Origin of the sequence: Embleya scabrispora (assembly GCF_002024165.1) — a bacterium.
GTDB lineage: Bacteria > Actinomycetota > Actinomycetes > Streptomycetales > Streptomycetaceae > Embleya > Embleya scabrispora_A.
The window spans coordinates 3,470,443-3,490,702 of record NZ_MWQN01000001.1; the positions used below are offsets into that span (position 1 = coordinate 3,470,443).

A 20,260-nucleotide genomic window follows, 5' to 3' on the forward strand; every position below is an offset into this window, starting at 1 on the left:
CCCGCCGTCCCCGGCCGGCGGGCGTACCCGCGCTCGGCGCCTCAGCCCGCCGGCACCGCAGACCCGCTCGACACCGCCGGAATTCCCACCGGCTCCACCGCCGCCCGCTCGGCCGGCGCCGTCGACGCCCAGCGCTCCGGCGCCGCCGACACCTCGCGCCACCACGGCTCCACCTCGGCCCCGTCCACCAGGGCCGGTTCGAACAGCGCGCCGGGCCGAGGGACCACAAGCCCGGTGCCCAGCGCCCGAGCCGCCGCCACCGACCGCTCGGCCGGCTCCTCCCACGCGTGCGGCGCCAGATCGAACGTGCCCCAGTGCACGGGCAACATCAGCCCGCCGCCCAGATCCGCGTGCGCCTGCACCGCGCCCTCCGGGTGCAGATGCACCTCGGGCCACGCCTCCGCGTACGCCCCGGCCTGAATCATGGTCAGGTCGAACGGCCCATGCTCGCGGCCGATGTCGGCGAAGCCCGGAAAGTAGCCGCTGTCCCCGCTGTGGAACACCCGGTGTCGGGGCCCGGCGACCACCCACGACGCCCACAACACGGTGCCGAGCACCCGCGCGCCTCGATTGCAGTAGTGCCGCGCGGGCGTCGCGGTGAAGGTGAGCCCGGCGACCTCGGCCGACTCGTGCCAGTCCAACTCGGTGATCCGGTCCTGCGCGACGCCCCACCGCTCCAGATGCGCGCCGATCCCCAACGGCGCCACGAACAGCACCCGCTCACGCCGGGCCAGCGCCACGATCGTGGCCAGATCCAGATGGTCGTAATGGTCGTGTGAGACGACCACGACGTCGGGGTCGGGCAGATCGGCGAAGCGCACCGGCACCGCGTGCAGCCGAGCCGGGCCGAACGCCGCCGACGGCGAACATCGGGTGCTCCACACCGGGTCGAACAGGACCCGCACCCCGTCGATCTCCACGAAGACGGTCGCATGCCCCAGCCACGACGCCCGCAGCCCGGTCACCGGTGCCTTCGCGAAGTCCGCCGCCGACGCGGTGACCAGGGGAATCGCCCCGGCCGGTCGACGCAGTCCGGACGCGGCCCGCTGCGCGCGCATCATCTTGCCGAGCGCGCCCGGACTGCCGCGGCGGGTCGGCACGGGATTTCGGAACGCGCCGTCGCGGAAGTGCGGCGACCTGCGGACACGTTCCAGGCGCTTGCCGGCGGGTCTGGCGCCGAACGCCGCGGGAGCCAATGACGAGAAGACGTGCCCGGCCACATGGACTCCTCGGGCAGGCGGGGTCTTGGGCCGACCGTACGGGGGTCGAACCGGCGACCGGTGATCGGGACGAGTGGAGATTAACCCCCCGCCCGACGCTGAAACGTCGTCCACGGGGAGGGGCCGCGGCCCCGGTGATCCTCCCGCCGGAGTAGGGGTCGGGAGTACGTCGAAGCACTTTGCCCGACAACGAACCCGTCGGTCCGGGATGCGCCGGCCGGGTGAACGGACCCGCCCGACCCGGGGGGAATGGGCACCGCGTCCGGGCAACCACCCGCCCGCCCCCACGCTGTCGGCCGACGTGAGTAGTGTTCGAGTCGTCGCCACCGGGGATGACGGGGCATCAGCCCCCTTGCAACGGCACGGTTTTCCCGCCCCGTCGTGGACGTTCGGCATCCCCCAACCCACTCAGCGGAGCCAGGAGTCGTCATGCCCGAGACCCGTACCTACCTTGAGCTGTCCGAGGAAGGCGACGGCGCGCACAAGTACTACGAAGTGGTCGTCGACGGCTGCGACGTCACGGTCACGTACGGGCGAATCGGGGCCAAGGGCCAGACCGGGACGACCACCCACGCGACGCCGCAAAAGGCCGAGGCCGACGGCAAGAAGAAGGTCGCCGCGAAGCTGCGCAAGGGCTACGAGCCGGCCGTCCAGGGCGTGCGCAAGCCCAGGGCGATCACCCGCCGCGAGATAGTCTCCCGGCCCAGCACCGCCCGCAACTCGGCGCCGGTGTTGTGGCGCTACCGCACCGGCTCCTCCGCGTTCGGCATCTTCGTCGACTCCGAACGGGTCCTGGTCGGCAACCAGCGCGGCGACGTCTGGTTCCTCGACCACGCCGGCAAGGTCACCGGCCGCTACCAACTGCCCGACGGCGTCAAGTGCATCGTCGCGGACGACTCGTGGATCTACGCCGGGTGCGACAACGGCAACGTGTACGACGTCGGCGGCAAGGCCCCGCGCGTGGCCTACGAGATCACCGACAACATCGACATCTACTGGCTGGACATCCACGACGGCGTGCTCGGCGTGTCCGACTCCAACGGCGGCTGCACCACGATCGACCACGAGGACGAGTCGCTCTGGGCCGCGGCCACCAACGGCACCGGCGCGTGGATGGTGCGCTGCGACGAGAACGCGATCTACCACGGACACAGCGCCGGGGTGCAGGCGTTCGCGGCCGGCGACGGCAAGGAGTTGTGGACCACCAAGACCAGGGGCGGGGTGCTCTTCGGCTGGCAGGAGCGCGACGACGTGTACGCGGGCACCAGCGGCAACAAGGTGCACCGGATCGCCAAGTCCGACGGCAGCATCCGGACCACCTACGACTGCGACGCGTCGGTGTTCTCCTGCGCCACGGCCGAGAACGGGAAGTACGTGTTCGCCGGGGACAGCTCCTCGACGGTGTACTGCTTCGCCGAGGACGGCAAGCGGCTGTGGAAGCTGGGCACCACGTGCGGCTCGGCCTTCTCCATGCAGTACCACGACGAGAAGTTGTACATCGTCACCACCGACGGCTCGCTGGCCTGCATCGACGTGAGCGAGGCGGCGATCGCGGCGGCCCAGGACGGCACCGTGCCGCAGGTGCGCGACGTCAAGGTGGCCGCGATGGAGGCCGTGGTGCCGACCACCGAGGTGGCCACCACCACCGAGGCCGGCACCGGCGTGGTGGTCGAGTGCGTCGACCAGGGCAACGGCCGGCTGCGGGTGCACGTGGTCACCGCGGGCTACGAGAGCGGCTGGAACGTGCAGTTCCCGAAGGACGTGCGGGTCGCGGGTGCGCGCTACGTGGTGGACGAGGTCAGCCCGGCCGAGCGCGGCGGGTTCTACCGCGTCCGCGGCGAGATCCGCCGCCTGGTCTGAGCCGACCCGGAGGACCCCGAAGCCCCGAAGGGCACCGAGGAGGACCCGAACGACCGAAGGGCGGCACCCCCGCGAGGGTGCCGCCCTTCGGCGTGGTCGGCGTGGCCGGACCCGGTGCTCAGGGCCGCTTGTGCTCGGCCGGCTCGCGCTGCTCCGCGGCCCAGCCGTCCAGCGGCGGCGTCGCTTCGGCGGCCTTGCGCTTGGTCATCGAGGCCACCCGCTGCTCGTGCCGGGCGCCGAACAGCTGCGGCAGCGTCGGCGTGGTCAAAAAGCCCTCGGCCCGGGCGCTCGCGATGCCGATCCGCGGCAGCTCGCTCGCCTTGCGGAAGCAGATGTAGCGCGGCTCCCAGATCGGGCGGTACTTCTCGTTGGCCCGGTACAGCGACTCGATCTGCCACCAGCGCGAGAAGAACACCAGGACGGCGCGCCACAGCCGCAGGACCGGCCCGGCGCCGAGCTTGTTGCCGCGCTCGAACACCGAGCGGAACATCGCGAAGTTGAGCGAGATGCGCTCGATGTCGATCGGCGGGGACGCCTCGGCGGGGGCCTCGGCCTCCGGCTCGGCGGCCGGCTTGCCCTTCCCCTTGCCGCCCTTGGCGGGCTTCGCGTTCGCCGCGGCGTACGCCTTGGCGCCCTCTATGACGTCGAGCACCATGAACTCGATCAGCCCGTTGTCCGACTCGCGGTCGCGGCGCATCAGGTCGAGCGAGACGCCCTTGGCACCCCACGGCACGAAGCTGAGCACCGCGCGCAGCCGTCCCTCGTCGTCCATGCACTCGACCATCAGGCAGCGCCCGTCGTCGGGGTCGCCGAGCCGGCCGAGCGCCATTGAGAAGCCGCGTTCGGTCTGCCCGTCGCGCCAGTGGTCGGCGAGGTCGAGCAGTTCGCGCATCTCCCCCTCGGGGATGTCCTCGTGGCGGCGCACCCGGGTGGTGTACCCGGCGCGCTTGACCCGGTTGTACGCCTGCCGGACACCGCGCATCGCGCGGCCCTCCAGGCTGAACTCGGACACCTCCACGATCGCCTCGTCACCCAGCTCCAACGCGTCCAGACCGTGCCGGGCGAAGATCGTGCCGGCCTCCTCGCTGGCCCCCATCACGGCCGGCACCCAGGCGCGGTCCTCGGCCTCGGCGAGCCAGCGGTCGATCGCGCCGGGCCACGCCTCGGGGTCGCCGATCGGGTCGCCGGAGGCGAGCGAGACACCGCCCACGACCCGGTAGGCCACCGCCGCCTTGCCGCTCGGCGACCACATCACCGCCTTGTCCCGACGCAGCGCGAAGTAGCCGAGCGAGTCCCGCTCGCCCTGCTTGTCGAGCAGCTCGCGCAGCAGCACCTCGTCGTCGGGGGTGAGCAGTTCGCGACCCTTGGGCGCGCGGAAGAGCACGTAGAGCACCAGCAGGAACAACATCACGCCGGCCACGTTGATCACGATGTCGACCCAGCGCGGCACCGAGACGCTGCCCAGGTCGCTGTCCGGGGCGAGGGTGAAGATGCGCAACACCGCGTACAGGATCCGGTCGCCCATGCTGGAGTCGGCGATCCGGTCGGTGGCGTTGACCAGCGTCGAGCCCAGGACCACACCGACCACCGCGCCGCCGGCCAGCACCAGGCCGGCCTTGAGCACGTTGCCCCGGTCGCCCTTGGCGCCGAACTCGGCGAAGCTCAGCAGCAGCGCGACGCAGATCACGAACGTGAGGATCGTGGAGAACCAGTTGAACGGGTGTTGCCGCAGGTCGTCGAACCACAGCGCCCAGATGTAGACCGCGGTGGACGGGACGAGCAGGATCGCCGTGAACGCCCAGGCCGCCCGCTTGCGGCGGGCGAGCATGATGGCGAGGAACGCGGCCAGCGCGGCCGACGTGAAACCGGACGTGACCAGGAACGGCGTGTAGTACTCACCCGTGTCGTGGTGTCGCACCCGGTCGCGCAGCGGCACCGAGACGGCCGACACGAAGTCGAGTGCCGCCACGATCCGCAGGTACCAGATCAGCACCCCCGCCGAGATCCCGCGCACGCGCTCGGCAGCCGGGGTGCCGGTGCCGTTCTTGTTGTGGCCGTTCGCGGCGGCCCGCGTCGTGGCAGACACCGTGCTCCTCGATTGTGGGGTGGTGGAAGAGTCTCGTTCCCTATGTCCAGAATTGCGACTCTTCGTAACGCTCGCAGAACAGCGTAGACACCCACGAAGTCATTTGGATGCGCACGATGGCCCTTTGGTACCTCATCCCAGGGAGGGATACCCGATCGTTTGCTAATCCCAATGGTGGACAAGCGCGGTTCGGACATACGGCGGGGCCGGTGCGGCATCAATGGACACGCCGCACCGGCCCCGCCGGTTTCACCGGGCTCTCAACCGAATGAGAACCGGTTCGATCAACCCCCGATCGGGAGTCCGCCGAGGGAGGGCACGGCGGGCAGGGACGGCGCCGCGGGGACGCCGCCGGCGGCGAGCTGACCGGCCGCGGGGGCGGCCTGGCCGACCGTCTGACCGGCGGCGGGAGCGGCCGCGGCAGCGCCGTCGCCGACCGTCTTGTTCGCGTTCGCCGCCGTGGTACCGGCCGTCTGACCTGCGGCCTTCGAGGCTGCGGGGACGGTCTTGGACGCCGTTGCGCCGGCCACGTTGCCGGCGCCCTCGGAGGCCGCGGGGACCTTGTCGGCGAGGCCGCCGACGTCCGGCTGGGTCAGCGCGCCGAGGCCACCCGTGGGCAGGTCCGCCGCGTGCGCCGCGGACGCGCCCAGGATCGGCGCGGCGCCGGCGGCGATCAGCAGGGCGGCCTGGGCTACGCGGCGCGAGATGTGCGTCATGGTGCTCCTCGTGGTGTCACGGTGAGGTCGGGCCCCTCCGGCACCGACCACACTGACTACCGCTCGAAGCACGATCGGGTTGCGGGCGCTGTTGGCAAAGTGTTGGCAATGAGCAGGCGTGTCGTCATGATTTGCGACTGACCGGCCGTTTGTCGGGATCATCCCGCGAATCGGAATCATCCGGCTTTGACTCCGACGAACGAGTGATCACAGCCGACTTCCCGGCGCCGACCGTCACCGGCGTGCTAATCGCGTCGGCGGCTCCGATTCCCTCTCCGGGTCCGGCTTCCGCCGTGTCGGCGACGGGCACGGCGACCGGGTCGACCGAGAAGGCCGAGCGCCCGGTCAGCAGGTACTGGACCAAGAAGCCCAGGGTGACCACCGCCGCGCCGCCGACCGCGTCCATGATCCAGTGGTTGGCGGTGCCCATCACCACGATCGTGGTGGACAGCGGGTAGAGCAGCCCCAGCCAGCGCCAGCCCTTGGGCGCGATGGCCAGGATCATCAATCCGCACCACAACGACCAGCCCACGTGCAGCGAGGGCATCGCCGCGTACTGGTTGGAGATCTTGGTCAGCGCGCCGAAGTCCGGATTGTTCAGGTCCTGCACGCCGTGCACGGTGTCGATGTAGTCGTAGCCCGGCATCAGCCGCGGCGGCGCGAGCGGGTAGAGCCAGAAACCGACCAGGCCGGTGAGCGTGGCCACGCTCAGCACGGTGCGCGCCGAGCGATAGGCGGCGGGCTTGCGCACGTACAGGATGGCCAGGATGGTCAGCGGCACGATGAAGTGGAACGTCTCGTAGAAGAAGTTCATGCTGCTCTGCAGCCAGCCGATCTCGGCCACGAAGTGGTTCAGGCCGCGCTCGACGTCGATGTGCAGGAACTTCTCCAGGTCGATGATCTGCTGCCCGTGGTCCTCGGCGACCCGGCGCTGGTCGGGCACCGAGGCGCGGATGAACGAGTAGACCTGGTAGCCGACCCGGATCATCAGCAGTTCGAGCAGCAGGTTCGGCCGCGACAGCGGACGCCACCCGAACGGCAGCGCCGGGATCCAGGCGAACCGACTCGTGTCCGCGACCCCCTGCGGCATCGCCCGCGGGCTCCACTTGGCCGAAGCCCTGGTGATGAACGGCACCGCGCACGCCGAGGCGATCGCGAGCAGCAGCGGCCCGTTGTCGGCGATCGTGCGGACGGCGGCCAGCTTGTTCCAGACCAGCGTCTTGCTGTCGAAGGTCATGATCATGAAGACCGCGACCGGCCACACCATGCGGTCCGTCTGCCTGGCGCCGAGCCGGGCGACCGCGACGAACAGGATCCACAACTGCTGGTGCTGCCAGGACACGGGGGAGACCGCGACCATCACACAGCCGGCCAGCGCGGCACCTAGCAGCGCCTGTCCGTCCTTGGCGTAGGCCACCGCGCGCGGCACGCCGAACCACAACACGGCGGCGGACAGCAGCACCACGAGCGCGATCTCCAGCGGCCCGGACAGGCCGACCCGCAGCAGCAGACCGTGCAGCGACTGGTTGGACAGCGCGTCGGCGTCGCCGCCCAGGCCCGCGCCGGCGACGTGGTGCACCCAGTACGTGAAGGAGTCGTGCGGCATGGTGACCCAGGCCAGCGCGGTACAGCCGAGGAAGGTGGCCGTCGCGTTCGCGGCCGCGCGCTGCTTGCCGGTCAGCCACAGGTACACGGCGAACAGCAGCATCGCCGGATGCAGCGCGGCGGCGACACCCATCGCGATCGACGCGACCCGGCCCGGGGCGGGTCTGAGCATCGCCGGCAGCGCGAGCAGGACCGGGAGCAGGCTGAGCTGGCCGAGCGACAGGTTGCCGCGCACCGGCAGGGACACCACGAGCAGGGTGATGATCAGCGGCGTCGCGAGCAGCCGGGCGCGCCGGGTGCGCAGGCCGGGCACCGCCCGGGCGACCACCACCGCGATCGCGGCCACGATGAGCAGGGTCGCCACCGTCCAGGCCACGCCCAGCGTGTTCTCCGCCGCCCGGGTGAGCGGGCGCAGCACCCAGCCGGCGAAGGGTGTGCCTCCGAAGGTGGTGCCGCGTGCGTCGGCGTCGTAGAGCGAGCCCGGCAGGTGCAGCACGCCGTTGGGACCGAGCCACGCGTCCAGGTCCGGCAGCCTGCGGTCCTCGGGTCGGTCGAGTACTTCGTTGGCCTGTCGGACGGCGACGCATGCGGCGAGCAGCCACAGACCCACCAGGGCCAGGGAGAGCCTGGTCCTCCGTATGTCCAGTAGCCGGCGAACGCCTGCCCTCACCATGTACGGCTTCTCCCGCTTTCCTGGAATTTCTGCTTTTCCCGGGTTCGGTCCGGATTCGTGGCCGGATGGCCCCCGATTCGTGGCGGGGCCATCCGGTTGCCGGCTCCCGGACACCTTGTCACCGCCCGACCGCGATCGAAAGCGGAGGGCTCCTCTCGGAACCCACGCCGTACGCTCGGGGGACGGCATGGAACACATTGCCGAATCGACGAGGGGCGAGAGACAACCATGGTGCCGCAGGACGCGTCGACCCGAACGCAGGAGTCCCCCGACGCGGTGGTCGCCGTCGGTTTCCGGCAGGCCGGACCGGCGGATATCCCTGCCCTGCTCGAACTGGTCGAATCCGCCTACCGCGGTGAGGCGAGCCGCGAGGGCTGGACCACCGAGGCCGGACTCCTGGAGGGGCAGCGCACCGACGCGGACGGTGTCGCGGCGGTGGTCGAGGGTGCGGACAGTGTGATGTGGATCGCCGAGCGGGACGGCGTACTGCTCGGCTGCTGCCAGTTGGAGCGGCATCCGGACTCGGTCGTGTACTTCGGCATGTTCGCCGTGCGCCCCGGTCGCCAGGGCGGCGGTCTGGGCCGAGCGCTGCTCGCCGAGGCGGAGCGCGTCGCGGTGCGGCGGTGGGATGCCAAGCGCATGCGGATGACCGTCCTCCGCCAGCGCGAGGAGTTGATCGCCTGGTACGAGCGGCGCGGCTTCGCCCGCACCGGGGCGCGCACCCCGTTCCCCTACGGCAACGAGCGGTTCGGCAGGCCGCTGCGCGACGACCTGGAGTTCGAGGAGCTGACCAAGGACCTGTGAGCCGCGCGGGCGCGGCCGGGCGGTCGGCGCGGCGTGTCCGTCCGGCGGCCCGCGCGTCGGCGGCGGTCCGAGCGGGGACTCCCTCGAATCGGTGCTCACTTTGCCCGGACTTCGGTGGACCGGCTCCGGCCCGTCCGGATCGTGACAGCATGGATGTTCGGGGACAGTTCGCCCCCGGCACCGGTCGCCTTGGGGGTCGAAGCCCGTGTCGCACCACGAACCGCCGCCGTATCCGCAGCAGCCGCACCGACCGCCGCCGACGCAGGGCGGCGGTCGCCGCGGCAACCCGCTGATCATGCTGGTGATCGCGCTCGTGCTGGTGGCGGGCGTGGTGACCGCGGTCATCCTGATCAGCCGCGGGGACAGCGACGACGACAACCCGAAGAAGACCCCCTCGACCCAGGGGCCCGAACAGCCGGGCCTGCCCTCGGGCGTGTTGCCGAGCGGGTTGTTGCCCTCCGACCTCGACTTCCCCACCGGCCTGGTGCCGGAGCTGCCGTGAGGGGTGGCGGATCGACGGGCCGTTTTCCGGCCCGGCCTCGGCCGGGGTGACCCGACCGCCCGGTGGGGCGCGGGCGTTGCGACAGCCGGGTGATTCCGCGGCCCGCCCCCGGCGGGGTCCCCGGATCCGCGCGCGGGCTGCCTACAGTCGGCTGACATGGCCAAGCTGATCATCCGATCGTCCGTGGTTGTCCTGCTCGCCGGTGTCCTGGGCGCCGGGCTCGTCGTGGGGCCGGCCGCGCCCGCCGAGGCGGTCTCGGACGACGTCTGGGACCGGCTCGCCGAGTGCGAGAGCAGCGGCCGGTGGAACCTCGACTCCGGCAACGGCTACTACGGCGGACTCCAGATCCTGCCGAGCACGTGGGTCGAGGCGGGCGGACAGGAGTACGCCGATCGCCCGGACCGGGCCACCCGCGAGGAACAGATCGCCGTCGCCGAGACGATCCTGGACATGCAGGGCTGGGAGGCCTGGCCGCAATGCGCCCGCCAGATCGGGATGCTCGGCTCGCGGTACACGGTCAAGGCGGGCGACACGCTCTCCTCGATCGCGCGCGACCTCGGCGTGATCGGCGGCTGGCAGGCGCTCTACGCGGCGAACCGGGACGTGATCGGCCCGGACCCGGACCGCCTGGAGCCGGGCACGGTCCTGAACGTGCCGAAGGCCGCTCGCAGGAGCGGCCCTCGATTGATCGGGATCACGAAGTGATCGGTGCTCACGACTGGGATCGAACCAGTGACTTCCTCGGTGTGAACGAGGCGCTCTCCCGCTGAGCTACGCGAGCGTGCGTAGTTGCGTGCCCATCTTAACCAGTAGTGGCGCCGGGGTTAACCGGCCCCGGGTGAGTGGGTCGCCCCCTCCCCGTGACGGGGCGGCCCGCTCGTACTCACCGCCGAGTGGCGCAGACTCCAGGGTGCGGCCTTCGGCGGACTCGATTCAACCGGTTTTCCCCGCCCGGTCCGGCCGCGCAGCGCCACCAGCAGACCGGACAGGCCGAACACCAGCGTGGCCAGTGGCGCCGGTTGCCGCAGCAGGCCGATCAGGTTCGGATTCGCCGGGAGCCCGGACCGATGGACCGCCGCCAGGCACAGGACGGCGCCGGCCACCGCACAGAGCGCACAGGTGACGAGCGGGGTCGGGATCGGGTGCCTGCGGTCGGTCTGTCGAGCTGTCACGGTGAACTCCCGGACGGGCTTGGCGCGTTTCCTCCAGCCTGGCCGGACGGCCGCCGCGCGACCAGGTAGGTGCCTGGCCGATCGGGGGTGGGGCCAGCCCCACCCTGTGCCGGGTCCCGCCGAAACCGCCACCGTGTCGGTGCCGTGTGCCTATCCTGGCTGCCCGTGATCGCCGACCGGAGGCGCCCCGCTTCATGAAGCTGTTGCATGCCGCCGACCTGCACATCGACAGCCCCCTTCGCGGCCTCTCCGGCTACGAGGGCGCGCCTGCGGCACAGATCCGCGGCGCGGCGCGGCGGGCCGTGGTCAACCTCGTCGACCTGGCGCTCACCGAGGCGGTCGACGCGGTGCTGCTCGCCGGCGACATCTACGACGGCGACTGGAAGGACTACCACACGGGGTTGTTCTTCGGCGTGCAGATGCGCCGCCTGGAGGAGGCGGGCATCCGCGTCCTGCTGGTCGCGGGCAACCACGACGCCGACAGCCGGATCACCCGGGAGTTGCGGCTGCCGGCCAACGTGCACCGCTTCTCCACCGCGCGCCCCGAGACGGTCGTCTTCGAGGACCTGGGCCTGGCCGTGCACGGTCAGGGCTTCGCGGTCCGGGACGTGACCGACAACCTCGCGCTGGCCTATCCCGCGCCGCGCGGCGGGATGTTCAACGTCGGCCTGCTGCACACCGCGCTCACCGGCGCCGAGGGGCACGCCACCTACGCGCCGTGCAGCGTCGGCGATCTGGTCTCGCGCGGCTACGACTACTGGGCGCTCGGCCACGTGCACGCGCGCGAGGTGGTGCACGAGCGCGAGCCGTGGATCGTCTTCCCGGGCAACATCCAGGGCCGGCACGCGCGCGAGACCGGGCCCAAGGGCGCGACGCTGATTACCGTCGACGACCACGGCCGGGCCGCCGTCGAGCACCGCGACCTGGACGTGGTGCGCTGGGCCCGCCTCGACGTCGACGCCTCGGCCGCCGGCGGTGTCGACGACGTGCTCGACCTGGTCCGGCGCGCCCTGGCCGAGCAGCGCGGCGCGGCCGGCGACCGCCTCCTCGCCGGCCGGGTGCGGATCACCGGCGCCACCGACGCGCACGAGGCGCTGTGGCGCGACGAGCGCCGATTCGTGTTCGAGACCCGGGCGCTGGCCGCCGAGTTCTCCGGAGTGTGGCTGGAGAAGATCCGCCTGGAGACCCGGCACGCCGACCTGGCCGACGCCGGGTTCGAGATGCCGACACTGGTGGAGGACCTGGCCCGCACGGCCAAGGCACTGCGCGCCGACCCGACCGCGCTGGAGCAGCTGGTCCGAACCGTGCCCGGGATGCGCACGCTGGATCCGAAGGTCGCCGAGGAGGGCATAGCCCCCGCCGACGCGGCCTGGCGCGCCGACATCTTCGAACAGGCCGTGGAACTGCTCACGGCGCTGGTCACCGGGACCGACGGGGAGCACGCGTGAGGATCGACCGGCTCGACCTGATCGCGTTCGGCTGCTTCACCGACCGCCACATCGAACTCGGCGCCCCGGGCGTGCACGTGATCAGCGGCCCGAACGAGGCCGGCAAGTCCACCGTGCGGCACGCCCTGGACCAACTGCTCTACGGGATGGACCGACAGACCTCGTACGACTTCGTACACGCGATGCGCGACCTCAAACTCGGCGCGCTGGTGCGGGACGAGCACGGGCGGGTGCTCGACGTGGTGCGGCACAAGCGCGACCGGGACCCGCTCACCCGCGCCGACGGCTCGGTCCTCGCCGAGGCCGAGCTGACCCGGATGCTGGCGGGCGTGGGTCGCGACGACTTCCGGCAGGTGTTCGCCCTCGACCACGCCGGGCTGCGCGCGGGCGGGGCCGAACTGCTGCGCGGCGAGGGCGACGTGGGCCGGGCCCTGTTCGAATCGCGCTCCTCGGCCCGGCTCGGCGAGGTGCTGGCCCGCATCGAGGAACGTGCCGCGCAGTTGTACAAGGTCCGCGGCAAGAACCAGCGGATCAACGCGGGCCTGGTCGAACTGGGCCGGCTGCGCAAGCGGGTGCAGGACGACGGCCTGGCTCCCGCGGTCTTCGGCGAGGCGGTCGAGGAGAGCCGGCGCGCCGAGGAGGAGCGCGACCGGCTGGGCCGCGACCGCAGCGACGCGCGGGTCCGGTTCGAGCGCCTCGACCGGGTCCGCCAGGCGCTGCCGGTGCTGGCCAAGCGGGCCGAACTGGACGCCGCGCTGGCCGAGACGAGTGCGGGTGGACCGCCGGTGGGCGCCGACGCGGCGGCGACGCTGGCCGCGCTCGACGCGCGCGCCGCGGAGACGGCGGCGGAACATGCGCGGGTCGAGCGGGAGTTGGCCCGGGCCCGGGCCGAGTGGGCCGAACCGGGGGCGGATCGAGACCTGTTGGCGGCCGGCGCCGCCGTGGACGCGCTGCACGCCGACGTCGCGGCGATCCGCGACGCGGTCGAACAGGCCGACCACGCCGACGCCGAGGCCACCGAGGCCCGGGGGGTGGCCGCCGAACTGCTGGCCCGGGTGCGCCCGGACCGCGCCCTCGACGACCCGACCGCCTACGAGCTGCCCTCGGGCGTGGCCGCGCGGGTCACCGCGCTGCGCGACGACCTGACGGTGTGCGAGGCCCGGCTCGCCGGCGCCGTCGAGCAGGTCGCGCACCGCCGGGCCCGGCTCGACGCGGCGCGCGCGGCCTGTGCGGCGATCCCCGAGCCCGCCGACCCGGCCGCGCTGCGCGCGCTGCTGCGGTCGGTGCCGGGCGACCCGGTCGAGGACGTCGCGCGCGACGAGCGCCGGTTGGCCGAACTCGACCACGAGGCGGCCGATCTGCGGGCCCGACACGGCCTCGGCGACCCGGACGTGTGCGCCCCCGACCACCCGGCGCGGCTGCGGCTGCCGGGGCGCGAGTGGGTCGCGGATCGAGTGGGCCGGCTGCTGCGGGTCCGGGCCGAGCTGGACGAGACGGCGGCGGCCGAGCGCGCGTTGGTGAGCGAGCACGACGGGCGCCGCCGCGAACTGGCCGTGTCGTCCCTGGCCGATCCGCCGCCCACCCCCGCCGACTGGGCGGCGGCCCGGGCCGAGCGCGACCGGCTGTGGACGCTGATCTGCGCGAGCCCGCCGCTGACCGACGACCGGATCGACGGCTACGAGCGGGCGGTGGCCGCGGCGGACGAGATCGCCGAACACATCGCGCGACGGGCCGAGGACGCGGTGCGGCGCGGCCGGTTGGAGGCCGACCTCGCACACGACGAACGCACGCTGGCCCGGCTGGCCGAGCAGCGGGCGGCGGCGACCGAACGCGCGGCCGAACTCGACGCCGACTGGGCCCGCGCGTGGGCACCGAGCGGTCTGCCCGCCCCCGACCCGCACGACGCCCTCGCCGTCCTGGACGCGATCGGCGAACTGGCCCGGGTCGAGGTCGAGGCGCGGGGCGTGCGCGATCGGCTGGCCGCCGGCCGGGCCCGGGTCGCGGCGCTGGTGGCCGATTTCCGGACCGCGCTGGCCGAGTCCGGCGCGCCCACCGGGACCAGCACCCTGCCCGCGTTGATCGCGCAGGCCGACGCGCGCCGCGACGCGCTGGCCGACGCGGTGCGCGAGCGGGAGGCGGCGGTCGCGGCGGTGCGCGAGGCCGAGGCCGAACTGGCCGAGGCGGTCGCCGAGTCGGAGCGGGCCGAGGGCGAGCGGGCGGCCTGGGAGCGGCGCCGGCACGAACTGGCGGGCGAGCTGGACCTGCCCGAGGGCGGCCCGGACACGATCGCCGCCGCGGTGGCCACGCTGGCCGAGGTTGCGGCGGCGCTCGGCCGGGCCGACGAGGCGGACCGACGGCGCGTCCGCGCGGCCGATCGGGTGGCCGAATTCGGCGCCCGCGCGGCAGAGGCGTTCCTCGCGTGCGGGCGTCCGGCGCCGAGCGAGCCCACCGGCCGACCCGCCTTCACGGCGGTCCTCGACCTGCACCGCGAACTCACCGCGGCGCGCGGCGTGGAGGCGGCCCGCACCGGCCTCGCCGAGCGCATCGCGCACCTGGAACGGGCGCTGCGCGCCGGCCGCGACGCCGCGGCCCGTACCGAGGCCGAACTCGCCGCGCTGGTCGTCGCGTCCGGTGCCGCCGACCTCGGCGACCTGCGCGCCGCGGTGGAGCGTTCGGCCCGGGTGCGCGACCTCGAAGCCGCGCTGGCCGACCACCGCGCGCTGCTGTCGCCCGAGGTCGAACAGGAGGCCGCGCGCTACGCCCCCGACGAACTCGACGTGGAGATCGAGGACGCCGCGCGCCGTGTCGAGGAGGCCGACGCCGCGTACGCGGCCGCCGGCGAGACGCTGGGCCGGCGCCGGCAGAGCCTGCTCGACCTGGAGCGCGAGTCGGTGGCCGCCGCCCGGGCGCAGGAGGAGGTGGCCGGCACGGTCGCCGCGATCGCCGAGGACACCGAGGAGTTCGTCCGGCTGCGGCTGGCCCGCGAGGTGCTGCTCCGGTGTATGGAGGACTACCGCAAGGAGAACCAGGCGCCGGTCCTGGCCCGGGCGGAGGAGGTCTTCACCGCGCTCACCGGGGGCCGCTTCGACCGGCTGCTGGTGGAGACCGAGGGGCGCAAGGGCGCGCCGGTGTTGCGCGCGCGGCGCGCGGGCGGTGCCGGGGACGCCGGGGCGGGGGCCGACGTGCTCGGGGTGGACGAGATGAGCGAGGGCACCCGCGATCAGCTCTACCTGGCGCTGCGGCTGGCCTCGCTCGACGCCTACGCCGACGCCGGGCGGGCGATGCCGATCGTGCTCGACGACGTGGCGATGACCTTCGACGACGGCCGCACCCGGGCGATGCTCGCGGTGCTGGACGCGATGGCCGACCGGTTCCAGGTGGTGGTCTTCACCCACCACCCGCACCTGGGCCGGCTGGCCGTGGACACGCTCGCGCCGGGCCGGGCGCACGTGCACCAACTGCCGGTCCACGTCCCGCCGCCCCGGGCGGGCGTACCCGGGGGGTGACCCGGCGGCGCGGGCCGGCGTGCGGGTCGACGCGGGCCCGGCGGCGGATCAGGCGGTCATCGCGAGCCGGAAACGCACACACTTGCCGCCGGGCTCGGGCACCGCTTCCCAGCCGTCGGACAACGATTCGACCAGCATCAGGCCGCGGCCCGTGGTGTCGTCGTCGGCCGCCTCGACCACCTGGGGCGTACGGGCGTCGGTGTCGTGCACCTCGATCCAAACGCAGGCGGCGCCGTCGGGCGCGCGGTCTCGGCGGACCACGACGCTGAACGGGCGTCCGAGACCCGCGTGACGCACGGCATTGGTCGCCAGTTCGGAGGCGAGAAGTACGGCGGTGTCGGACAAGGAGTCGAGATCCCAGACCCGCAGCGCCACGCGGACATGCTCCCGCACGGCGGACACGCACGCGGGCATCGCCGGCAGCGTGATGGTCGGGCTGACCTCGTCCGCCTCGTCCGTCACTTCCGGATCGGCCAGGGTGGTCATGCGGCTACCTCCTGTTGCGTGGGCTGCGATTGCCCCCGCAAGCGGCCCCGCCCCGTCCCGTCGCTTTAAGTGATCTTGTAAGCGCGTAAAGTGAGGGTGCTCGGTAGGATGCTCCACGAAACCCGGCGGTGCAACTCTCGCCGCCACTTCGGTGTCCGCGTGTACACGGTTCACCCGATCGGGCGATGTCCCTGACCCTCACACGGAGGTCGGCTCCCTCCCGGGGGAGGGGTTCGTGTCGCCCGGCGGCGGAACCTCGACAAGTCAGGAGTGACGGGCCGATGGCGACCTGGTCGCAGGAAACCTACGCACCGACGTGGCGACGGAGCTCCTACAGCAGCGTGCAGGGAAACTGCGTCGAAGTGGTGAACCGTCGGCCCAGCGAGGTGGTGGTGCGCGATTCCAAGCAACGCGCCTGCGCGGTCCTGCGGTTCACCGATCGTGAATGGTCCCACCTGTTGGTTGCCCTTGTCGCGCACCGGATTTGACGATCAGTCAGGCCGCATTCCGGGGAGATCTTCGATGAGCACCGAGGACTCGCTCCAGCGGAAGACGTGGGCCAGTACGGGTTCCACGATCGACCCGGGTATCTCGCCGTCGAACCAGCGGTCCACATGCGCCCAGTGATACGGGTTCAGCAGATATTCGCCGGTCAACCCCTCGATCGTGGCGTACTCCTGTTCCCAGGCGTGTGTCCACGCGGTGTCGCCCCCGATCGGGTCCACTCGGGACAGCGCCCAGGAGCGGATGGTCCCGATGTGCTCGGGCATCGCGATGAGATCCGACTCGAATTCCGCGAGCACGTCGGCGGGGGTGCCCGCGCGCACGGTCAGCAGCAGGGTGCGTTTGATCCGCGGTCCGGTCAGCGGCACGAACCCGGCGCGCACCGGCCGCAGGGCGATCGCGTCGGCGGACGCCGGCAGTTCCGGCCGGGCGTCGGCGCGCAGGTCCCACGACCAGCCGAGCCCGCCGACGCTGCCGGGCAGATCCGGCCCCGCCGACGGATCCGCAGCCGCCGTTGCCGAAAATCCGGGAGCGGGCGGGCCGTCCGCCCGGACCAGCCACCGCCTCACGCGGACACCCCCACCCCGGCCTCGGCCGGTTGCAGTGCCCGCCGCTGCCGCTCCAGCGCGTAACCGTCGGTGGCCGCCCAGAACGCCGCCACCTCCGGATCGGCCGCCGCGGCCCCGCGCATCGCGTAGAACGCGCGGATCCCCGGCAGGACCCACAGGATGTGCACGGTGGTCGCGTCCCGGCCCGCCGGCGAGCGCCAGACCCGCTCCAGGCGCATCCCGCGTCGTTGTGCGCCAGGCAGGTAGCGATCATGGAACTGGCCCAGCCACCAGGCGACCTGATCGTTCGTCAGGGTCACGTGGTCGAGGATGCTCACGGTTTCCGAGGCGGGCGTCTCGGGGGTGTTCAAAGCTTGTCCGCGATGGTCTCGCGGTAGTGCGCGATCCGCTCGCGCAACACCCGCAGCCCCCGCGACCCGGCCAACTCGGCCGGGTTGGGGGCGAACACCAGGCGGCTCGCGCCCGCTTCGGTGAACCGGCGCACCCAGTTCGGGTCGTACTGGAGGTCGCGATCGCACGAGCCGGGCCACGCGGTGATCTCCACCGCGTCCGAGGCCCGACCGGCCGCGGCCATGCTCGCGCGCAGCACCTCGGCGCGCGCCTCGAACTCGTCGGGGGCGATCGTGTACGGGAACCAGCCGTCGCCGATCCGGCCGGCCCGGCGCACCGCGGGCTCGCTGTTGCCGCCGAGCACCACCGGCACCGCGCCGCGTGCGGGGCGCGGCAGGCAGTGCACCCGCTCGAACGTGGTGAACCTGCCGCGGAACGAGGCGGGCGCGTCGGCCCACAGCGCGCGCATCGCGCCCACACACTCCTCGAGCCGGGCGCCGCGCTCGGAGTACGCCGCGCCGACCGCGGCGTACTCCTCCTTCTGCCAGCCGATGCCCAGGCCGAGCATCAACCGGCCGTCCGAGTGCCGATCGATGGTGGCGGCCCGCTTGGCCAACACCACCGGACTGTGCAGCGGCGCGACCACCATCGCGGTGCCGAAGCGCAGGGTGCGCGAGGCGCCCGCGAGGAAGGCGATGGTCTCCAGCGGGTCGGGCATCGGCACCACACCAGCCGCGCTCGGCGTGCGACCGGAATCCGAATACGGGTACAGGGGCTCGTAGTCCTCGGCGACCACGACGTGTTCGACGGTCCACACGGACTCCACGCCGCACTCCTCCAGCGTGCCCGCGAAGTCGCGCAGGAAGCCGCCGGAGGTGATCAGACCGTCCGCGAAGGGCGCCATCACGCCCAGCTTGATCGTCATTCTGACGCCCTTTCAGATCCCGTGCCCGCACCCTGCCCCGGCGGGCGTGCGAGCGCAAGACCCGACCGACGGTGTCGTTGGACACGCGGCCGAGGGGTCGTCCGGGCGGTACGTGCGCGGCCCGCCGCATGCCGCGTGCGCCCGCCGTCGGGGTGCGGGCGCACGCGGTGACCGCGGGCGGGTCGGCCGGCGCCGAAGGGCGGGAGGCGACCTACGAAAGCTCGACCAACTCGTCGTGGCGGTACAGCGGGCGCAGGCCGTCCGCGAAACGCACCGAATACCACTGGTACGGGGACAGCGGCGGCCGGTGCGCGTCCGCGAACACCTCGCAGACCTCGCCGATGTGCCCGGTGCTCAGGCCCACCTGCACCCGTACCCGAGTGCCGACCTCGAATCCCTGCCAACGGGTCGCCCCGCCCCCGCGAATCTGCTCCCGGTCTCTCGTGGTCACGTCGCCCATGACGGGCACCGCCCTTCTGCCGATGGGTAGTTCCTCGACTGTCGAGACAGCTCCCCTACCCGATATCGGTCCCGGCGGTCGCCCGCTTGACCGGAGGACTCCGTTCGCGCGCGGACTTCACCCGGAAGGAGCGCCCGGGTGGCGCGGCGGAGCCGGCAGGCTTCCGATGTGGACGTCTTGTTGTGGATCACCGCCGTTTCCGGTCTCGCCTGGGTCTATCTGACGCTGTTTCACGGCTGGTTCTGGCGCACCGACGTGCGTCTGGCGCGGCCCGCCGCGCCGCCCTCGGGCAGCGGGTCGGTGGCGGTGATCGTGCCCGCGCGCGACGAGGCCGCGGTGCTCGGGGAGAGTCTGCCCGCGCTGCTCGCGCAGGACTTCCCCGGCCGGGCGCGGGTGGTGCTGGTCGACGACGGCAGTACCGACGCGACCGCCGAGGTGGCCCGCCGACTGGGGGCCGATGCCATGGTGCCGCTGACCGTGACCTCACCCGGGGAGCCGCCCTCGGGCTGGACCGGCAAGTTGTGGGCGCTGCGGCACGGCGTGGAGTCGGTCGGCGAGGTGGACTGGATCCTCTTCACCGACGCGGACATCGCGCACGCGCCCGATTCGCTGGCCCGGCTGGTCGGCGAGGCCGAGCGGGACCGGCTCGACCTGCTGTCGGTGATGGCCCGGCTGCGCACGCACACCCGGTGGGAGAAGGTGATCGTGCCGGCCTTCGTGTACTTCTTCGGCAAGCTCTTCCCGTTCCGCCGGGTGAACCGGCCGACGTCCCGGGTGGCGGCCGCGGCCGGGGGATGTGTGCTGGTGCGGCGCACCGCGCTGGAGCGGGCCGGCGGGGTGGCGGCGATCCGGGACGCGGTGATCGACGACGTGTCGCTCGGTACCGCGCTCAAGCGCTCCGGCGGCCGGATCCGGCTGGTGCTCGCGGACGGCCCGGCGCGGCACGTGGACAGCGTGCGGCCCTATCCGGGGCTGGCCGACCTGTGGAACATGGTCGCGCGCAGCGCGTTCGCCCAGCTCCGGCACTCGTGGCTGCTGCTCGTCGGCACCGTGGCGGGCCTGGCGCTGGTCTATCTGGCCGCCCCGGTCGCGCTGGTCGTCGGGCTCGTCGGCGGCGATGTGCCGCTCGCGCTGCTCGGGCTCGCGGTGTGGGCGCTGATGACCGCGACCTACGTACCGATGGTGCGCTATTACGGACGGCCGGCGGCGGAGGCGGTGCTGTTGCCGGCGGCGGCCACGCTCTACCTGGGGATGACCGTGCACTCGGCGGTGCGGCACGCGCGGGGGCGCGGGGCGGCGTGGAAGGGTCGAACGTACCCGGCGCCGGCCGAATAGGCTCCCTTCGTGCCCAGACCGGACTCCACCGCCCGTCCCTATCGCGACGGCGTTCCCGA

At 72.9% G+C, this 20,260-nt stretch carries 18 protein-coding genes and 1 tRNA gene; 8 read left to right on the top strand and 11 right to left on the bottom strand.

Translation table 11 applies throughout. From position 1 onward, the window contains the following. Positions 1-41 precede the first annotated feature (41 nt). Positions 42-1,220 (bottom strand): MBL fold metallo-hydrolase, encoded by a 1,179-nt coding sequence (locus B4N89_RS15425; RefSeq protein ID WP_078976414.1) that lies wholly within the window; start codon positions 1,218-1,220, stop codon positions 42-44. Positions 1,221-1,649: 429 nt separating this feature from the next. Between B4N89_RS15425 and B4N89_RS15430 the strand changes: the two genes are divergently transcribed. Continuing rightward, positions 1,650-3,080, top strand: coding sequence for a PQQ-binding-like beta-propeller repeat protein (locus B4N89_RS15430; protein WP_078976415.1), 1,431 nt, complete (start codon positions 1,650-1,652; stop codon positions 3,078-3,080). Between the two features lie 118 nt (positions 3,081-3,198). Here the strand turns inward: B4N89_RS15430 and B4N89_RS15435 are convergent, their stop codons facing one another. From B4N89_RS15435 to B4N89_RS15445, 3 genes are all read right to left on the bottom strand, one after another. After that, complete coding sequence (locus B4N89_RS15435; RefSeq protein WP_078976416.1) at positions 3,199-5,166, bottom strand: phosphatidylglycerol lysyltransferase domain-containing protein; 1,968 nt, start codon at positions 5,164-5,166, stop codon at positions 3,199-3,201. Between the two features lie 284 nt (positions 5,167-5,450). Continuing rightward, a complete protein-coding gene (locus B4N89_RS15440) occupies positions 5,451-5,882 on the bottom strand; it encodes a hypothetical protein (protein ID WP_078976417.1) in 432 nt (143 codons plus the stop codon). A gap of 124 nt (positions 5,883-6,006) precedes the next feature. Then, positions 6,007-8,160 (bottom strand): bifunctional glycosyltransferase 87/phosphatase PAP2 family protein, encoded by a 2,154-nt coding sequence (locus B4N89_RS15445; RefSeq protein WP_235618630.1) that lies wholly within the window; start codon positions 8,158-8,160, stop codon positions 6,007-6,009. Between the two features lie 228 nt (positions 8,161-8,388). Here B4N89_RS15445 and B4N89_RS15450 point away from each other — a divergent pair, with 228 nt between their 5' ends. From B4N89_RS15450 to B4N89_RS15460, 3 genes are all read left to right on the top strand, one after another. Beyond that, the gene (locus B4N89_RS15450; protein WP_078976419.1) at positions 8,389-8,964 is read left to right on the top strand and encodes a GNAT family N-acetyltransferase; all 576 of its coding nucleotides are present in this window, start codon (positions 8,389-8,391) and stop codon (positions 8,962-8,964) included. A gap of 205 nt (positions 8,965-9,169) precedes the next feature. Further along, on the top strand, positions 9,170-9,466 hold the full coding sequence (locus B4N89_RS15455; RefSeq protein WP_078976420.1) for a hypothetical protein: 297 nt from the start codon (positions 9,170-9,172) through the stop codon (positions 9,464-9,466). Positions 9,467-9,622: 156 nt separating this feature from the next. After that, a complete protein-coding gene (locus B4N89_RS15460) occupies positions 9,623-10,171 on the top strand; it encodes a transglycosylase family protein (RefSeq protein WP_078976421.1) in 549 nt (182 codons plus the stop codon). Positions 10,172-10,175: 4 nt separating this feature from the next. Here the strand turns inward: B4N89_RS15460 and B4N89_RS15465 are convergent. Both B4N89_RS15465 and B4N89_RS15470 read right to left on the bottom strand, forming a co-directional pair. Then, positions 10,176-10,247 (bottom strand) — tRNA-Val (locus B4N89_RS15465). A gap of 43 nt (positions 10,248-10,290) precedes the next feature. Next, entirely contained in the window at positions 10,291-10,638 is a 348-nt protein-coding gene (locus B4N89_RS15470; protein ID WP_143657977.1) for a hypothetical protein, read from the bottom strand. A 194-nt stretch (positions 10,639-10,832) separates the two neighbouring features. Here B4N89_RS15470 and B4N89_RS15475 point away from each other — a divergent pair, with 194 nt between their 5' ends. Continuing rightward, positions 10,833-12,086, top strand: a complete 1,254-nt coding sequence (locus B4N89_RS15475; protein WP_078976423.1) for a metallophosphoesterase family protein — start codon at positions 10,833-10,835, stop codon at positions 12,084-12,086. Continuing rightward, complete coding sequence (locus B4N89_RS15480) at positions 12,083-15,592, top strand: YhaN family protein (protein ID WP_161500729.1); 3,510 nt, start codon at positions 12,083-12,085, stop codon at positions 15,590-15,592. Before B4N89_RS15475 ends, B4N89_RS15480 begins: the two co-directional genes overlap by 4 nt. Before the next feature lie 48 nt (positions 15,593-15,640). Here B4N89_RS15480 and B4N89_RS15485 read toward each other — a convergent pair whose 3' ends face one another. Continuing rightward, a complete protein-coding gene (locus B4N89_RS15485; RefSeq protein ID WP_078976425.1) occupies positions 15,641-16,078 on the bottom strand; it encodes an ATP-binding protein in 438 nt (145 codons plus the stop codon). A gap of 281 nt (positions 16,079-16,359) precedes the next feature. Between B4N89_RS15485 and B4N89_RS15490 the strand changes: the two genes are divergently transcribed. Continuing rightward, complete coding sequence (locus B4N89_RS15490) at positions 16,360-16,566, top strand: DUF397 domain-containing protein (RefSeq protein ID WP_078976426.1); 207 nt, start codon at positions 16,360-16,362, stop codon at positions 16,564-16,566. Positions 16,567-16,569: 3 nt separating this feature from the next. On the opposite strand, the gene B4N89_RS15495 is transcribed toward B4N89_RS15490, so the two are convergent. From B4N89_RS15495 to B4N89_RS15510, 4 genes are all read right to left on the bottom strand, one after another. Further along, entirely contained in the window at positions 16,570-17,151 is a 582-nt protein-coding gene (locus B4N89_RS15495; protein ID WP_078976427.1) for a Dabb family protein, read from the bottom strand. Next, positions 17,148-17,450 (bottom strand): NIPSNAP family protein, encoded by a 303-nt coding sequence (locus tag B4N89_RS49800; protein ID WP_161500730.1) that lies wholly within the window; start codon positions 17,448-17,450, stop codon positions 17,148-17,150. Before B4N89_RS49800 ends, B4N89_RS15495 begins: the two co-directional genes overlap by 4 nt. Before the next feature lie 47 nt (positions 17,451-17,497). Further along, entirely contained in the window at positions 17,498-18,406 is a 909-nt protein-coding gene (locus B4N89_RS15505) for an LLM class F420-dependent oxidoreductase (RefSeq protein WP_078976429.1), read from the bottom strand. A 211-nt stretch (positions 18,407-18,617) separates the two neighbouring features. Further along, positions 18,618-18,857 carry a hypothetical protein gene (locus B4N89_RS15510; RefSeq protein WP_143657979.1) on the bottom strand — a complete coding sequence of 80 codons (240 nt, stop codon included), beginning with the start codon at positions 18,855-18,857 and terminating at the stop codon, positions 18,618-18,620. Between the two features lie 177 nt (positions 18,858-19,034). Here B4N89_RS15510 and B4N89_RS15515 point away from each other — a divergent pair, with 177 nt between their 5' ends. After that, complete coding sequence (locus tag B4N89_RS15515; protein ID WP_078976431.1) at positions 19,035-20,201, top strand: glycosyltransferase; 1,167 nt, start codon at positions 19,035-19,037, stop codon at positions 20,199-20,201. The last annotated feature ends 59 nt before the right edge of the window (positions 20,202-20,260 follow it).

Excerpts from the sequence above, each read along its gene's own strand:
- B4N89_RS15460 (WP_078976421.1), top strand. The coding sequence starts at position 9,623 with ATGGCCAAGCTGATCATCCGATCGTCCGTGGTTGTCCTGCTCGCCGGT.
- B4N89_RS15505 (WP_078976429.1), bottom strand. The coding sequence starts at position 18,406 with ATGACGATCAAGCTGGGCGTGATGGCGCCCTTCGCGGACGGTCTGATC.
- B4N89_RS15430 (WP_078976415.1), top strand. The coding sequence starts at position 1,650 with ATGCCCGAGACCCGTACCTACCTTGAGCTGTCCGAGGAAGGCGACGGC.
- B4N89_RS15445 (WP_235618630.1), bottom strand. The coding sequence starts at position 8,160 with ATGGTGAGGGCAGGCGTTCGCCGGCTACTGGACATACGGAGGACCAGG.
- B4N89_RS15490 (WP_078976426.1), top strand. The coding sequence starts at position 16,360 with ATGGCGACCTGGTCGCAGGAAACCTACGCACCGACGTGGCGACGGAGC.
- B4N89_RS15475 (WP_078976423.1), top strand. The coding sequence starts at position 10,833 with ATGAAGCTGTTGCATGCCGCCGACCTGCACATCGACAGCCCCCTTCGC.
- B4N89_RS15450 (WP_078976419.1), top strand. The coding sequence starts at position 8,389 with ATGGTGCCGCAGGACGCGTCGACCCGAACGCAGGAGTCCCCCGACGCG.
- B4N89_RS15485 (WP_078976425.1), bottom strand. The coding sequence starts at position 16,078 with ATGACCACCCTGGCCGATCCGGAAGTGACGGACGAGGCGGACGAGGTC.
- B4N89_RS15440 (WP_078976417.1), bottom strand. The coding sequence starts at position 5,882 with ATGACGCACATCTCGCGCCGCGTAGCCCAGGCCGCCCTGCTGATCGCC.